The organism is Bradyrhizobium sp. i1.15.2 (assembly GCF_040548425.1).
In the GTDB taxonomy this organism is placed as follows: Bacteria; Pseudomonadota; Alphaproteobacteria; order Rhizobiales; family Xanthobacteraceae; genus Bradyrhizobium; species Bradyrhizobium canariense.
Genome location: NZ_JBEPRQ010000001.1, coordinates 240,061 through 254,209, shown reverse-complemented (window position 1 = coordinate 254,209; position 14,149 = coordinate 240,061). Strand labels below are relative to the sequence as shown.

General features: G+C 60.0%; 16 protein-coding genes and 1 tRNA gene. 14 read left to right on the top strand and 3 right to left on the bottom strand.

Annotation, left to right across the window (positions count from 1 at the left end; genetic code table 11):
- Nucleotides 1–299: 299 nt before the first annotated feature.
- From ABIB80_RS01310 to ABIB80_RS01275, 8 genes are all read left to right on the top strand, one after another.
- Nucleotides 300–482: a ribbon-helix-helix protein, CopG family gene (locus ABIB80_RS01310; protein ID WP_354126904.1), complete on the top strand. Its 183-nt coding sequence runs from the start codon at nt 300–302 to the stop codon at nt 480–482.
- Between the two features lie 75 nt (nt 483–557).
- Complete coding sequence (locus ABIB80_RS01305) at nt 558–1,580, top strand: helix-turn-helix domain-containing protein (protein WP_354126903.1); 1,023 nt, start codon at nt 558–560, stop codon at nt 1,578–1,580.
- 126 nt (nt 1,581–1,706) lie between these two features.
- On the top strand, nt 1,707–2,315 hold the full coding sequence (locus ABIB80_RS01300; RefSeq protein WP_354126902.1) for a hypothetical protein: 609 nt from the start codon (nt 1,707–1,709) through the stop codon (nt 2,313–2,315).
- 151 nt (nt 2,316–2,466) lie between these two features.
- Nucleotides 2,467–2,961, top strand: coding sequence for a hypothetical protein (locus ABIB80_RS01295; protein WP_354126901.1), 495 nt, complete (start codon nt 2,467–2,469; stop codon nt 2,959–2,961).
- Entirely contained in the window at nt 2,961–3,374 is a 414-nt protein-coding gene (locus ABIB80_RS01290; RefSeq protein WP_354126900.1) for a hypothetical protein, read from the top strand. Before ABIB80_RS01295 ends, ABIB80_RS01290 begins: the two co-directional genes overlap by 1 nt.
- Nucleotides 3,365–3,559: a hypothetical protein gene (locus ABIB80_RS01285; RefSeq protein ID WP_354126899.1), complete on the top strand. Its 195-nt coding sequence runs from the start codon at nt 3,365–3,367 to the stop codon at nt 3,557–3,559. The genes ABIB80_RS01290 and ABIB80_RS01285 overlap by 10 nt, the downstream gene beginning before the upstream one ends.
- Entirely contained in the window at nt 3,556–3,819 is a 264-nt protein-coding gene (locus ABIB80_RS01280) for a hypothetical protein (RefSeq protein WP_354126898.1), read from the top strand. Before ABIB80_RS01285 ends, ABIB80_RS01280 begins: the two co-directional genes overlap by 4 nt.
- A gap of 47 nt (nt 3,820–3,866) precedes the next feature.
- Complete coding sequence (locus tag ABIB80_RS01275) at nt 3,867–4,130, top strand: hypothetical protein (RefSeq protein ID WP_354126897.1); 264 nt, start codon at nt 3,867–3,869, stop codon at nt 4,128–4,130.
- Here the strand turns inward: ABIB80_RS01275 and ABIB80_RS01270 are convergent.
- A complete protein-coding gene (locus ABIB80_RS01270) occupies nt 4,117–4,815 on the bottom strand; it encodes a recombinase family protein (RefSeq protein ID WP_354127101.1) in 699 nt (232 codons plus the stop codon). The genes ABIB80_RS01275 and ABIB80_RS01270 overlap by 14 nt on opposite strands.
- Nucleotides 4,816–5,268: 453 nt before the next feature.
- Here ABIB80_RS01270 and ABIB80_RS01265 point away from each other — a divergent pair, with 453 nt between their 5' ends.
- From ABIB80_RS01265 to ABIB80_RS01255, 3 genes are all read left to right on the top strand, one after another.
- Nucleotides 5,269–8,367 carry a phage tail tape measure protein gene (locus ABIB80_RS01265; RefSeq protein WP_354126896.1) on the top strand — a complete coding sequence of 1,033 codons (3,099 nt, stop codon included), beginning with the start codon at nt 5,269–5,271 and terminating at the stop codon, nt 8,365–8,367.
- Between the two features lie 131 nt (nt 8,368–8,498).
- On the top strand, nt 8,499–8,777 hold the full coding sequence (locus ABIB80_RS01260; RefSeq protein WP_354126895.1) for a hypothetical protein: 279 nt from the start codon (nt 8,499–8,501) through the stop codon (nt 8,775–8,777).
- A 34-nt stretch (nt 8,778–8,811) separates the two neighbouring features.
- A complete protein-coding gene (locus ABIB80_RS01255; RefSeq protein ID WP_354126894.1) occupies nt 8,812–9,528 on the top strand; it encodes a hypothetical protein in 717 nt (238 codons plus the stop codon).
- Here the strand turns inward: ABIB80_RS01255 and ABIB80_RS01250 are convergent.
- Both ABIB80_RS01250 and ABIB80_RS01245 read right to left on the bottom strand, forming a co-directional pair.
- A complete protein-coding gene (locus tag ABIB80_RS01250; protein WP_354126893.1) occupies nt 9,462–11,081 on the bottom strand; it encodes a hypothetical protein in 1,620 nt (539 codons plus the stop codon). The genes ABIB80_RS01255 and ABIB80_RS01250 overlap by 67 nt on opposite strands.
- Before the next feature lie 94 nt (nt 11,082–11,175).
- Nucleotides 11,176–11,250, bottom strand: a tRNA-Thr gene (locus tag ABIB80_RS01245).
- Nucleotides 11,251–11,565: 315 nt separating this feature from the next.
- Between ABIB80_RS01245 and ABIB80_RS01240 the strand changes: the two genes are divergently transcribed.
- The 3 genes from ABIB80_RS01240 to ABIB80_RS01230 all read left to right on the top strand — a co-directional run bounded on the left by ABIB80_RS01240 (nt 11,566) and on the right by ABIB80_RS01230 (nt 14,037).
- The gene (locus tag ABIB80_RS01240; protein WP_354126892.1) at nt 11,566–11,778 is read left to right on the top strand and encodes a hypothetical protein; all 213 of its coding nucleotides are present in this window, start codon (nt 11,566–11,568) and stop codon (nt 11,776–11,778) included.
- A 27-nt stretch (nt 11,779–11,805) separates the two neighbouring features.
- The gene (locus tag ABIB80_RS01235) at nt 11,806–13,512 is read left to right on the top strand and encodes an FAD-dependent oxidoreductase (RefSeq protein ID WP_354127100.1); all 1,707 of its coding nucleotides are present in this window, start codon (nt 11,806–11,808) and stop codon (nt 13,510–13,512) included.
- Nucleotides 13,513–13,728: 216 nt separating this feature from the next.
- A complete protein-coding gene (locus ABIB80_RS01230) occupies nt 13,729–14,037 on the top strand; it encodes an EthD family reductase (RefSeq protein WP_354126891.1) in 309 nt (102 codons plus the stop codon).
- Nucleotides 14,038–14,149 lie beyond the last annotated feature (112 nt).

The following is a 14,149-nucleotide window of genomic DNA, read 5'->3' as shown; positions in this document are numbered from 1 at the left end:
CCCGGATTGCCATCATCGGGACACGATCGATGCGCACCGCGCCGCGCTCGTCGCTTATCGGCAATCTGCCAAGATGATCCCCAAAGCACCGGAGGCGTTTGCGTCGAGCTGGGAGAAGGGGCAGGTCGAGAACCAGGTGACCCGTAAGATCAAAAATTTGCAATTTGCCGGAGCACTCACTACCTTATCTTCACATCGCTATTTAATTGAACATAGGCCCCGCCAGAGGTGGGGCCTTATCCGTCCGCCCATGGCCGTAGCATCCGCTGCGGCCTTTTTGTTTTTAGGAGAAGAACCCGATGGGAACTTACATGCACTTCAACCCCGACACCGCTCGCGGCTATGTCGGATTCGTCATGCCACTCGACCAGCTTGCAGAGCTGGACCAAGTGCGTACCGAACTGCGGCTCTCTAGGTCGCAATTCCTACGGCAGGCAGTGGCCGCGTACTTGGGACAAAAGCGTCATTCCGACGCGGAGTAACTGCCAGCGGAAAGCCCCAGCGTTCGCGCGCCGGGGCTTGGAAGTCCGTAACCGAATGAGAATGAGAAACAGACAGTGTCATACGACGAGAAAAAAAGCAACTTTAAGCCGGCTCTCATCATCGAGTCACCGGATGGAGTCCCCTTCCGGGTCACACAAGGCAACAAGGCAAAGTTCAATCGCGCTGTTCAGCGAAGCGCTCAGCGTCTACCCGGATCGAACGTGCCACTTTACTCTAAGCTGCAGAAGCAGCTGATGACGATCCTAATAGACTCGACCAACGAGGGATTTGGCGACGACCGCTCGAAGTGGGGCTACGCCTACCTGAGCTTCAGGAAGTTGGCGGCTGAGTGTGCATGCAGCGAGAAGGCGGCTAAAGAGAACGTTCAGAAGCTTGAGAAGAAGGGAGTGCTGACCGTGCTGCGAGATGCCGGCCAGCGTGCTTCCGGCAAGAAGGGGTGCGGCGGTGGAGGCGGTCGCAACAAAACCAACCGCTATTTTCTACGCGGATGGAGCGAGTTCGGCCGCGTAGAAAACGGTAACCTGGAAACGGTAACCGCGGATCACCGTATGGAAAAAACGGTAACCGCCACGCTCGGAAACGGTAACGGCGATGCAAGGAAGGGTAACGGCGACGCCGGAAACGGTGAACGGCGGTTACCCGACTCTTCCTCTCTACTCACCTCACCACCCCACCTAAAGAACACGCATGTGCAATTCGCTTCGCTCATTGGCGCTGGCGCATTTGTTGATGAGGCTGACGGGCATTCCATATCGACATCCGCCTGTATGTCGGCACGGCAGCAGTTTCACTTCCTGAAGAATCTCTATGAGGGCAAGTTCGGCCGGCCGGTCGCGGAAAACCCAGTACTTGAGGGCGACGAAGATGAAGATCGGGTCTTGGTGGATGGCAATTGGAAGGCCTTCCAAGAAGCATCAGGCCAAGTCGACTTCACACTGGCTGTGATGAACATCGACCAAGCCGGCCCCGATCACTCGTTTGCCGACTGCGTCAGCGGAAAGGTCTGGACGCCTTCCGACGATATCGACGCAGAGGAGAAGCAACAGGACGAAGAGGCAGAAGAGGCGTATTTTTAATCTGCCAGCATCGAAGGACCGGCAGCCGTCCACTGCGCTGCCGGTCGCATCATCTCCATCCTCACAATTGCCGAATCCCATGCCGGTGCTGCGCCGTAGAAGCTCCACCGTTGCCAAGGAATGACCATGACCATCACCCCTGCCACGACCATCAACCAGGTCAGCAAGACCTTCCGCAGCTCCGATACCGACGCTACGCTTTGCTGGCTCGACCATGGCGCCGAACTCGCCCGCGACCTGAGGGGCGACAAGGCGAAGCACCGGGACGTGATCTGGCAGCTGATCGTCGAGGCCGTCGAGGTCATCGACAAGACGCCCGATCAGGAACGGCGCTGGCTCACGTCTGGCCTGCGTTCGAACTGGAAACACCCCACCGGTATGTCACACGCGGAGCTGATCGCCCTTGAACGGGTCCGGGTTCTGAGTGCCATGAAGCCATTCGACTCCGATCAGACGAAGTATTCGTCCCGCCGCGACGACGAAGAACGCGCCATGGGCGTCCTGGCGTGGATGCGCTGGGTTAGGGCAGCGAAATCCGGAGATCGGCTCAGTAAGGCCGCCGTCGTCCTCGCCCGTAGCGGTGACAGCGAGATCGTACAGAAGATCTATTGCCCGAACCGCAAGCCAAATGCCCAGAACGTTCATGAGGTCAAAATCCGTACCGCGGGCCTCATCATGACCGGGCTCAGGGATGACCTCGGCGTCGTGAGAGGTGAGGGCATCAGCTTCCGATGAAGGGCTGCTCAAGGCCAGCAGGGCGTCGCACAGGCGTTGGTCTGGACGGGGGCAACACCAACAGGCCCCCGTCGCTCAAATCGCACTAGCGGCCTCGCCATGGCTCCCTTGGAGCTGTTGCCATTCAGTAACTCCAGGAACCAAGTATGGCATGACAATCGTCATTGAGCATGATGGGCATCATGTTTCGAAACAGCATACGGGAAGCTGCCGCCTGGAATCTTCGCTCTTCAATAAAGAGCAATTACAAATGTGCCACTTTCGCCGAAACAACCCAGAATTTATTGATTTTGGCCAGGGACTGTGGTACACAATAGCCTACAATGCCCGCCGAATAACATGGAAAGACAGGGCAACATCGCAAGGGGCCAGAGCGGCCCCTGTTTCATTTTCACCACCACCCGTCCACCCGCCCGCTGCCTTCACTGGCACGCGGGCTTTTCCGTTTTGGAGACCCTACGTGAAACAACAGTTTGAAGCCCATGAGCTTCTGACGAGTCCGATGCAGCACGTTTCGATGCTGCTTCCGAAAGTCCTGATCGAACACATCGACCGGGCCGCACAGGCAGACGACCCGAGCGCGCCGAACCGATCAAGCTGGTGCCGGCGCGCCCTGATCGCTGCCCTTCGCCGTGAGGCAGCGTGATGACCGTCCTCTCAGTCCATGGAGAGACAAACGCCGCCGTCGTCGTCAAGGGACTCCTTGAGGAAAACGGCTTACCTCCACTCACGCCAGAAGGTGTCGATGCACTCGCAGCACGGTTCTCAACGGGGCTGGTGCTTGGACATGGCACCGTCTCGCACAATGGCAAGCCTTTGATCGACGAACTGAGAGCCCTGTACGCCGACCCCGAGAGCAATCGGCTCTTCAGCCAGGACAACGACCAGACGACGACGAATAAACCGGTCGGCAATCTGACCGCCTCAATGACGGCCGAAGTGAAAGCGAGCCGGAGGCAGGTCCGAGCGCCGGACGATTGGCACGAAGTCCGCCGCCGGTATGCCGCAGATTCCATGACCGGCAAGATGCTACGCGAGCGTGAGAGGGAATGGCGATGACCGCCCGATACCTACCGCAGATCGACCTGCAACCATCATCGCATCAGCGGCGCGTTGAACGCCTGCAAGAACGCCTCGCCGCAGCCAAGCTGGCCGCCGTCACCGTCAAGACCCCCGAGCGACTTCAAGAGGTCGCCGATGAAATCGCCAGCGTTGAACTTGAATGGAAGGAAATCAATACATGAAACGACCCGCTGCAATCCGAAATTCCGAGTATGACGTTGGGGCCAACGTCAGGGCCGCTCGCGGTCAGGCGCTGGCATTATTCGATCTGCGCCGCAGAAAATCCGAGATCGATCAGCGAGTCGAAAAAGCACGGGACCGCCTCGAGTCCGTCGATCTTTATGGGCTCCGGGCTGAACTTGAAGCTGCTCTTGCCGAGCAAACCGACATTGATGCAAAGTTGGTCGAGTTGCAGGGCGAGAACGTCCTGATGGCAGGGTAACACCGATGGGACGGCAGCCATCGCCGTCCGCAGGGGAGCGCGACACGATGAGACCTCTCGCAGGACTAGTGTTCGCATTGATCTTCGCTGGCGCGCTCCCCGCTCTTGCCGGCCCGTACTGCCAGCCGACCAATGGCCGCGATCAGATCACCAAGACGGGCAGCACATGTCCGGTCAACTATCTGGCGTCGGGGCCGTGCTGCATCGCGCTCCATCAGGACTCGCCACGGGCCTTTGCCCGGCTTCCCGGCCGTGCGTGTCCGACCGGGTCATTCGCCAGCGCTGGCGACTATTGCGTCAGCCTGCGGTAGCCCGCTCCAGAACACGCTGGACCTGCACCGCCTGCCATTTGCCGCCGCGTGGCGTCGGAATGCCCTGATCGTTGAGACCAGCGGCGATGCCGGTCAGAGACGTTACGCCATCCGCCTGTAGCTCACGAATGGCCGGCATGATCCGTGCGGCTTTGTCGTCGGCACGCTTTGCAATCGTCTCTCTGCCTTTCGCTATGGCATCCATGGTCAGAGTGACTGGCCTGCCGTCTGCATAGGTACGCTGACCGCCAAGCTTCACGTTACGGGCCTTCGCGGCCTGTAGGGCGGCCTTGGTGCGTTCGGAGATCATGCGCCGCTCTTCCTGAGCCACGACGGCCATGATGCCAACTGTCATCCGGTTGGCGTTCGGCATGTCGGCGGCAACGAAGTCAACGCCTGCCTTCTCAAGACCGAGAAGAAAATGAGCATCGCGGCTGAGACGATCCAGCTTGGCGATGACCAGCGTCGCGCCGAACAACTTGCATGCGGCAATGGCCGCTTGCAACTTGGGCCGGTTCTCGTCTCTCTTGCCGCTCTCGACTTCCTCAAACTCCTTAACCAGAGTCCAGTCACCGCCATTCAAGAACTGTCTGACTGCTGCCTTCTGAGCAGCGCTACCCAACCCAGACGCACCCTGCCGCTTGGTAGAGACCCTGTAGTACGCAACCCATTTGCCCGTGGCGATCATCTGCAAGCCCTATTTACATTCTAGCCTACGTTCGTTGACTAGTTTGTAATATCACCCGGGGAGCGATTGCAAGCGGATTTTGAGCACCCGTAATTTTCCCAGGTTCGGCGCCCGCCTCTCTGCAACATCGGCTGCGCGGTGGTCCTGCCTGCCCTTGTGCTCCCCACGCTATCGCGAGGGCTGCCGCGAGACTGCCGGTCGGTGCGCCCGCATGCGCTTCACGCTCGCAAGGGCAGCGAAGGTTTCCCAGCGGTCACGAGCGCGGGGTGAAGCCGCGAGTTTTTTATGCGGCATAGCCCCTCGGTCGGCCAAGCCCCTCCTACTTCGAATCTCCAAAAGGCCATTTTCAGCACCCCCACCCCCGAAATAATCGGGCGTCACCATTCCAAGCGCCGCATGAGCGCATTTTCGAAAAGGCGATTTACTCGCCTCAACCAAGAGACCCACTCAATGTCCGAAACCCTCGACGTTCGCGCTAGACTCACGGCCATCAACGAAATGTCTCCGGCACTCCGCAAGGTCATCGCGGATATCAAAAAGCTGGAGTCCGCCGCAAAGAGTTTCAACGCTTCGTTCAGCAGCGTTGGTCGCGCCGGCATGCAATCCTTCGACGGGCTCAGCCGCTCGACGAAAGCGGCAGCAGACCAATTGCGAGGCATGGCCAACCTCAGCCGGTCCGCCGCCCGTAACTATTCGACCGATTGGAGCAAGGCCAGCGCGCAGCGCCTGAGCGACGCACGGAGAACCTATGCTGCGCTCGAACGTCTCGAGTCCAACTACCTTCGCCAGATTGAACGCCGCGCTGCCGTGGAACGTCGTGCCGGTTCGGGTCGGTCATACGGCGGTGGAAGCGGCCTACTGCCCGCCCCTCGAATCCGTACCATTGCAGCCGGCGCCGCCATCACAGGGGCTGGTATAGCGTCTGCACTCCGCAAGCGCATGGAGACCCAGGCAGCGGAAGTCCGTGCCGAGATGTTCGGTGACTTAACTAAGGGCGAGGTCGCAAAACTTCGCCAGGACTTCGGGGACAAGGCCGGCATCAAGTACGGAGTCGGAAGCACCAAGGTCATCGACACAGCGGTTGAAGGGCTGAAGGCCGGAGTGGCAAAGCAATTCGCTGGCCAGTTCGCTGAGTTGGCCCTGAAGGCGCAAGCCGGTCTCGACGTAAACCCGGAAGCAGTCGGCAAGTTGCTCGGTCGTCTATCGACGCAGATGCCGTGGGACACCGGCCGCTTCAGCAAAATCTTGAACGCGGTCGCGGTCGCGAACAACTCGACCGCAGCTGATGGAAACGAGATCATCGAGGCGATGCGCCGCAGTCTGTCTGCGCTTGCAACTACAAAGATGACGCCGGAGCAATTGGCTGCCCTCGACGCAACCGGTATTTCGCTCGGCATCCAGCCATTCAAGGCCGGCACCTTCATATCCTTTCTCACCTCGCAGGTGGCCGGTGCGGATAGCGCCCACGGACAGCAAGCCAAAGACCTAAGCGCCGCCGGCAACGCGCTTGGTTTCGGCGGACGCTCCGGCATGGCGGTGGCCATGCGGAACAACCCGATGCAAGCAATCCAGCAGATGCTGGATAAGCTCGCTTCGATGCCGGAGAAGCTTCGCACTAGAGTCGCGAAGCAGATCGCTGGTCGCGAATTTATGGATGAACTCCTGACCATGGTTCTCGGTCGGGACAAGCTGCGAGACGTGCTGAAGGACGTCGAAAACAAACCCGGCTTTCTCGATAAGACAGCGTTGCAGAAGATCCGTTCGATGCAAGGACGATGGGCGTCAATCAGTGCGGCGCTGGGTCTGGTCTGGGAAAAGATTGGCGCCGGTCTTGAGGTCTGGTTTGACCAAATCTCCGACTCCGTCATCAATCTGGCGGACTCTTTCGACTTCAACACGATCAAAGAACACTTCGCATCGCTGATTGATGGCGCTCGCGAGGGCTTCGGACTCAAGGATTGGGGCGAGGTCGTCAAATCCGTGGCTGACAACTTCGATGCCGGGACTGCCGCGAAGTGGCGCGAGTTCGGCAAAGGATTCGCGGAAGGCATTCGCGAGTTTGCCAGCGGGCTCAAGACCGCGTTCTCTGCGCTTGGATTCCTCGCTGGGAAGAATCTGGCCGATGCACGCGAGATGGGCAACCTTGTCGCGCAACTGACCGGACTGACCGTCGCCTTGGCGGCATTATCGCCCCTCCTGTCCGTTCTGGCCGCTGTCACGTTGGGGCTGAGCGGGTTGGGCAATGCCCTCGCGTTCATCGGCGGCATACCGGCCGCAGTCGCATTGTTGAGCATGTTCGCTGTGCGTCATCAGAATGATGGTGTTCCCGACGCCAACGTGAAGCAACCTGGGGAAACCACCAGCCAGTGGCGTGAGCGCCAGCGAAATTATCGGAGTAATCTGTACAAAAAATCGAGCTACAGCGGCTCGACTGACTTCACCGGCATGCGCCGCACCGGAGCCGATGATCTTGCTGACCAGCTTGGCAGATTCGGCGGCAAGGTCGAGCGTGCTGCATTCATCAACGGCGGCATGGTGGGTGGTCTGCAATACGCCGCCATCGGTGGAGCACGCGGCGGTCCCGGCTCCTTTGGTCTTGGCGGACGCGGCTACATCGGTGGCGTCCCTAACCTGATGAAGAGCGTGCCCGGTCAGACGCTCCCCGCCGTCGGAGTCGGCCGCAGTGGCAGCATCATCGGCCGTGACGAGGTCGCGGCGATCACCGGAGCGAACAAGGTCCCATACATCGGGCCGGCTGCCGGTGGCGTCGCAGACATGAGCGTCGGGAACGGCCTGCAAAGCTCTACCTACCTCGCTGGCCGTCGTGCTCGCTTCAGGGATGACATGGATAAAGACCCGGCTCTCAGAGAGCGGGTCGCAGCGATGCTGTACCTTGAAGGGGCAAAAGACCCTGTTCCCGTCGCGGAATCGCTGTTCAACAGATTGGACATGACTGGCGGCAGGATCGACGATCACCGGCGCGGTTCTGGGGGGCTCTTCAGCGGCTTCTATGGTCCCGTCAACCGTGGCCAGTTGCCTGGAGCCATCGCCTATCTCAGATCGCATCCGAAGGTCGCGGCCAAGATGTACGGCGCAATCGACACGGCGGCTAGTGGTTCGCACATCATAGGCGGCTTCACTGACCAGGGATTGCCGACTGATCCGAACGGAAGCCTGAGAGGCGGTCGCGGTCGCCAGATGATCAAACGCGGCGGCAATGAGTACCTCGATTGGGGCGTCAGCAACTGGGGCGGGAAGCGCGGCCATGCTGGTTCCGAGGCCTATCGCCGCGATGTTGAGGAGCACTTAAAGAGCGAGTCCGCTATCGGCAACGTACCGACGCCAAGCGAGATGATCCAGAACGTCCCGTCTCCGTCAGCCGTGAGACCTGGGGCGGGTGCTGGCGACGCGCGCTCTGTCCCGGGCAACGTGGCGATAAACATCCACGGCTCCTCTCATGATCCGGAAGCGCTGGCCACGCTGGTGCAGCGCCGGATTGACGAGTCGATGAACTGGCGAACCCACGACACAGCAAGCGAATACACCTGACCACAGGACAAGATGATCCCGGACCTAAGGGTCCGGGAAAACTACGGAGAAAATGCAAACGGATTGCTGTGGAATGCAAATGAGGTTTCGGTCACAGTTGGTTTGCATCACTTAGGCAGGGAGCGAAGCAAGTGACGAATCTTTTCTACCGCGGATACACGATTGAGCGGCTTGACGAAGTCTACATCGCCAAGCCGACACACGACGATGGGCACCCGTTTGAACTTTTCTCCACACAGATTCGCCGAGTACTTGAGGCCATCAACGCCTTATGGCTGACCGCTTCACAACTTTCCGGATGTGAGTTCGAGACAGATCACCTCATATCTCCGAGGTGGGCTCGCGACTGGCTGAAGTCCCCGACCGACAGTGTCGATCTCGATCAAGCCTATCGGCGTGGCGCTTGCTGACGCAGCATCGCGATTTTGAAATGACGAACTATATATGGCCCTCGACGATGGTTACACGCCAGGGGCTTTTTTACTGATGGGACTACTTCTCGACAGACACCGAATTATCGCGGCCTCCGAAGATTTTAGCTTGACTAGCCAGAGCGTAGATCCCGATCTCGCGCAGTTTAACGACAATGAAGGGGCGTGCTATCATGAAGCTGGACATGCTGTTGCAGCTATAGTTTTAAACGTGCGCTTTGATCATGTGTCTGTAATCCCCAGCGACAAACACCTAACAGACGGGCGTGTCGCCTTTGGTGAACATCCTTGTGATTGGCGACTCTTAAACAAAGCAAGCAAAGTTCAAGCCTTAAACTATTGTATCTTTCTAATGGCTGGGATGGCGGCTCAGCTTCGATGGCAAGGTGAGGAAGCCGATCTGAACGCCTGCGGCAAGAACGATCGCGAGGCGTTGGATACGGCCTGCATGTTCGTTGCTGCAAAGTTCTCAATTGCCACTGGAACGAACTCGAAGGAAGCGAAGATCATTAAAACGTTCGCTTGGCGCGAAGCCTGCCTCATGATGGCTAACCCTCGTGCATGGCGGGCGGTCTGTTCTTTAGCTAGACACCTCTACGTTTCTGAGCGAGAAGCCGCCACCGAGAACGAGGTTGCGCAAATCGTGGCCGCAGAGAAAGTCTGCTACAAGACAACTCGCGGAATAGCAGAGATCACGCGGGCCATGGCCATCACCGTCACGTCCCCGTAGTCCTCGCCGGAGGTTCGCGCCGCGTGCCCTTGGATGCAATCAACGACTCGGTGATCCAGCCCAAGGTTACGGGCAATCGTTTTGAGGCGGTGCCTCCAGGCATGGTTAGGTTGGACGCGCTTGTCGGCTACGACCGCTCGAACAAAATCCACGACACGCTTGTAACTGCCCCTCGCAAATAGCGGGCCGTCGTCGGAGCCTTCAACAAAGCGCAGAAATCCCAAATCGATCAGGTGTTGATGCACTGGCACAATTCGATACGAGCCTGATTTGATGCTGCCAGCAGCCGGGTTGAAATCGAACGCGCGATGGTTGGACTCTTCGCGGATATCCTCTTTGCGAAGCTGTAGCGCCTCAGCAATCCGGCAACCGGTGTAACACGCGATGAGTGGACCCCATTTCTTGGCGGCGGCGGTGCGTGCATCCTCTTTCGGCTTCCGGACGTATTCAAGGCATGCAACGAATATCGCCTTGGCTTCCTCATCCGTGAAACCCTTCGATCGGGTGCGGATTTTCTTTTCCGATTTGACTTTGATTGCGTCCGCCGGATTTTTTGTAAGCTTTCGATTATCAACTGCCCATCCGAACACAGACTTTATTCCGGGTAGGTCGCCGTCTTTCAATGTCTTGGCGCTCACCACCTTGAGTCGGGCATTCTTGAACGCAAGCATATCGTCCTCAGACACGCGGCCGGCATCGTCGTGTCCGAGGTGTTTAATCAGCCTGTCGATTGCGCCCTTGTAAGTGTCGTGGGTGCTCTGAGAGCGGCCAGTGGCCTTGGCTTCTTTCCACCACAAGTCAAATAGGCCGCTGATTGTCTGATTCGGCTTGAGCGCTGCAACGGATTCGATCGGCGGGAAGCGCTGCGCCATGGGATCGGGGCGGTAGTCGCCTTCAGCATTCCGACGGAGTTGCCAAGCGGCATCCAATGAGGCTGCTGCGACGAGTTTAAGGAAGTGCTTCCGTTGATCGGGAGCAAGGCGGACGCGGTGTCTGATCAGAGCCCAGTCAGCCAACAGACCGAAGCGACCCTCAAGTCCGTCATACTGACCGGCGGGCAGGGCATTGATAGCTTCTGTCAAATCGCCGGAGCCAAATATGACGAGGCCGGTACCTGCATCGTCAACCTTCAGCGTGGCTGGTGGTGCGTCTCGTATGCGGCCTTCATAGATGGCCCGCGAAAGTCCCTTGTGCCACGCCCATCTTCCAGGCTCCCCAGGATTGTCTTCGTGGACCCAAACATAGGTGTGATAGACGGCACCGGCTAAGGCGACCATCTCGCGATGAGACAGCTTGATTGGCGCCGCTGCGGTTAGATCGAACAGACGCTGCAAGTGCTCCAGAGCGTCCGCGTGACGCGCGCCGGCAATCGTTTCATCGGTGGTTTCAAGGCTGAACGCCACGTCGGTGCCGATTGTCACGACCTTGATGCAGGCCGGTTCAGTCCGACGCGACAGATGCAGCAAAATCCTCTTACCGCGTAGCTGATCAACCAGCTTAGTCGGGACGCGACAACGAAATTGAGGAACGGTAGAAGCGGCGCGTTTGTCCATGCGAAGTTTTAGGGAAACCATTGGTCTGTGTGGCACTCTTGTGTGGCACTCAGGACCGAATTTCCAATAAAATCAATGCATCCAATAGGATGACTGGTGCTGCCAGACAGGATTGAACTGTCGACCTCTCCATTACCAATGGAGTGCTCTACCACTGAGCTACGGCAGCATGTGCTGGGGTAAGAATCGGCCGCCACGAGGGGCCTACCAAGCGGGCCGATATCTGCCACAAGCCCCCCTCCTGTGCAAGCTTGCTAGCTCCGCCAAAGCGATAAAATCGGGTCGATATCGGGGCCAAAATGCCTGTTTTGGCTCGAAACGGCCGACTTTCCGCGGATTCGGTTCCGATATCCCCACCCAACTGGCCAGTTGCCCGATGCGCCGGATTCGATCCATTTCGATTTTCGCACGATCGGATCGCGCGGGCCTCTTGAGCTGCCTTATTCCTCGGGCATGTTATCGCCGATCGCTGTAATGGACCCCGATGGCAGACGAGAACGACAAGAGCACGAGGCAGGACTCCAGACAGGCGAGGGCGTCCCGCGACGACCGGCTCAAATCGGCGCTGCGCGAAAACCTGAAGCGGCGAAAGATGCAGGCGCGCGAACGGGCCGCAAGTGGCGGCCCCTCGCAGAACGAAGATGATTCCCTAGATGAGGGGCCCGCCGGCGAGATAACCGGCAAGACCGGCGACTAGAATTTTTTGGAGTGCATAGACGTGGCAATGGGGCAGGACGAGCAGCAACGACCCGAGAGTGACGCGCAGATGTCGCGGTTCACCCGCCCTGAGCAGACCTTTCCGGCGCTGACATCAGCCGAGATCGAGCGTGTCAGGCATTTCGGCGAGGTCCGCAACTATGCCGATGGGGAATTCCTGTTCGAGACCGGCAAGCCGGGACCCGGCATGTTCGTCGTGCTGAAGGGCCACGTCGCCATCACCCAGCGCGATGGCCTTGGTCATGTCACGCCGTTGATCGACCAGGGGCCGGGGCAATTTTTGGCCGAGCTGAGCCAGCTCTCCGGACGGCCGGCGCTGGTCGACGGCCGCGCCGAAGGCGATGTCGAGACGCTGCTGTTGCCGCCGGAGCGGCTGCGCGCGCTGCTGGTCGCCGAGGCCGAGCTCGGCGAGCGCATCATGCGCGCGCTGATCCTCCGCCGGGTCAATCTGCTGCAGGGCGGCGTCGGCGGCGTGGTGCTGATCGGTCCGTCGCATTCGGCCGGCGTGGTGCGGTTGCAGGGCTTCCTCACCCGCAACGGCCAGCCGCATCATCTGCTCGATCCCGCGCGCGATCGCGACGCCGCCGACGTCATCACGCGTTATTCGCCCAAGCCGGACGACTGGCCGCTGGTCGTCACTCCCGATGGTGCGGTGCTGCGCAATCCCGGCGAAACCGAGCTTGCGCGCGCGATCGGCATGATCGGCGGCCCGCGCAACGACCGCATCTACGACGTCGCGATCGTCGGCTCCGGTCCGGCCGGGCTCGCCACCGCCGTTTATGCCGCGTCCGAAGGCCTCTCGGTCGCCGTGCTCGACACCCGCGCCTTCGGCGGCCAGGCCGGCGCCAGCGCGCGCATCGAAAATTATCTCGGCTTTCCGACCGGAATTTCCGGCCAGGCCCTGACCGCGCGCGCCTTCAACCAGGCACAAAAGTTCGGCGCGGAGATCATGATCCCGGTGACGGTGAAGTCGCTCGACTGCACGCGCAAGGACGGCGCGTTTTCGGTGGCGCTCGACGGCTGTGATCCCTTGCATTCGCGCGCGGTGGTGGTCGCAAGCGGCGCGCGCTATCGCCGGCCCGAGATCGAGAACCTCGACAAGTTCGAAGGCCGCGGCGTCTGGTATTGGGCCTCGCCGGTCGAGGCGAAGCTGTGCGCCGGCGAGGAGGTCGCGCTGGTCGGTGCCGGCAACTCCGCGGGACAGGCCGCCGTGTTCCTGTCGGGACACGCCAAAAAGGTGCTGATGATCATCCGCGGCGGCGGCCTCGGCGCCAGCATGTCGCGCTATCTCATCGAGCGCATCGAAGCCACGCCGAACATCGAACTGATGTTCAACACCGAGATCACGGCGCTCGAAGGCGACGAGGCTTCGCTGCTGCGGCGCATCCGCTGGAAGAGCCGGCTCTCGAGCGACGAGGATTTCGCCGACATCCGCAATCTCTTCCTGTTCGTCGGCGCCGATCCCGCCACCAGCTGGCTCGACGGCTGCGGCGTGACGCTCGATCGCGGCGGCTTCGTCGTCACCGGCGCGCAGTCCGAGCAGAACCAGGGCCGGCTGGTCGCGCCGCTGGAGACGTCGGTGCCCGGCGTCTACGCCGTTGGCGACGTCCGCTCCGGCTCGGTCAAGCGCGTCGGCGGCGCCATCGGCGAGGGCGCGCAGGTCGTGGCCTCCCTGCACGGCTTCCTCGGCGACGCCGCAAAACCGGCGCTTTAGTCAGGGACAAGGCAAGTAAATGGCAAGTCGAATGAGGCTTGCCATCCTGCGGTGTGATGCGGGACTATCTCCCCTCATCCTGAGGAGCGGCCGAAGGCCGCGTCTCGAAGGATGAAGGCCCAGCTGCAAAAGCCGGGCCTTCATGGTTCGAGACGCGTGCTTCGCACGCTCCTCACCATGAGGATCGACAAAGAAAACTATTAACGGGAGGACTAAATGGCCGAACTCGTCGTGCTCTACAAGACGCCCAAGGATGTTGCCGCTTTCGACAAGCATTATGCCGAGACCCACATTCCGCTCGCCAAGAAACTTCCCGGCTTGAAGAAATACGCCGTCAGCACGGGCACGGTCGGCTCCCCCGCCGGGCCTTCCGGAATTCACCTTGTTGCCATTCTCACCTTCGACAACGTCGCCGCCATCCAGTCGGCCTTCGGCAGCGAAGCAGGCAAGGCGGCCGCCGGCGACGTGCCGAAATTCGCCACTGGCGGCGCCGACCTGTTGATCTTCGACACCAAGGAAGTGTGAGCCGCGACTTTCGTCGTGTAGCCCGGATGGAGCGCAGCGTAATCCGGGGCTATGCATTTGCATGCGAAAATCCCGGATTACGCTATCGCTCCATCCGGGCTACGCACTACAA

What these genes read in the sequence shown, in the direction of transcription:
- ABIB80_RS01235 (WP_354127100.1), top strand. Translation starts at nt 11,806, where the DNA reads ATGGGGCAGGACGAGCAGCAACGACCCGAGAGTGACGCGCAGATGTCG.
- ABIB80_RS01290 (WP_354126900.1), top strand. Translation starts at nt 2,961, where the DNA reads ATGACCGTCCTCTCAGTCCATGGAGAGACAAACGCCGCCGTCGTCGTC.
- ABIB80_RS01250 (WP_354126893.1), bottom strand. Translation starts at nt 11,081, where the DNA reads ATGGACAAACGCGCCGCTTCTACCGTTCCTCAATTTCGTTGTCGCGTC.
- ABIB80_RS01310 (WP_354126904.1), top strand. Translation starts at nt 300, where the DNA reads ATGGGAACTTACATGCACTTCAACCCCGACACCGCTCGCGGCTATGTC.
- ABIB80_RS01295 (WP_354126901.1), top strand. Translation starts at nt 2,467, where the DNA reads ATGACAATCGTCATTGAGCATGATGGGCATCATGTTTCGAAACAGCAT.
- ABIB80_RS01255 (WP_354126894.1), top strand. Translation starts at nt 8,812, where the DNA reads ATGGCCCTCGACGATGGTTACACGCCAGGGGCTTTTTTACTGATGGGA.
- ABIB80_RS01230 (WP_354126891.1), top strand. Translation starts at nt 13,729, where the DNA reads ATGGCCGAACTCGTCGTGCTCTACAAGACGCCCAAGGATGTTGCCGCT.
- ABIB80_RS01265 (WP_354126896.1), top strand. Translation starts at nt 5,269, where the DNA reads ATGTCCGAAACCCTCGACGTTCGCGCTAGACTCACGGCCATCAACGAA.
- ABIB80_RS01275 (WP_354126897.1), top strand. Translation starts at nt 3,867, where the DNA reads ATGAGACCTCTCGCAGGACTAGTGTTCGCATTGATCTTCGCTGGCGCG.
- ABIB80_RS01300 (WP_354126902.1), top strand. Translation starts at nt 1,707, where the DNA reads ATGACCATCACCCCTGCCACGACCATCAACCAGGTCAGCAAGACCTTC.
- ABIB80_RS01285 (WP_354126899.1), top strand. Translation starts at nt 3,365, where the DNA reads ATGGCGATGACCGCCCGATACCTACCGCAGATCGACCTGCAACCATCA.
- ABIB80_RS01280 (WP_354126898.1), top strand. Translation starts at nt 3,556, where the DNA reads ATGAAACGACCCGCTGCAATCCGAAATTCCGAGTATGACGTTGGGGCC.
- ABIB80_RS01240 (WP_354126892.1), top strand. Translation starts at nt 11,566, where the DNA reads ATGGCAGACGAGAACGACAAGAGCACGAGGCAGGACTCCAGACAGGCG.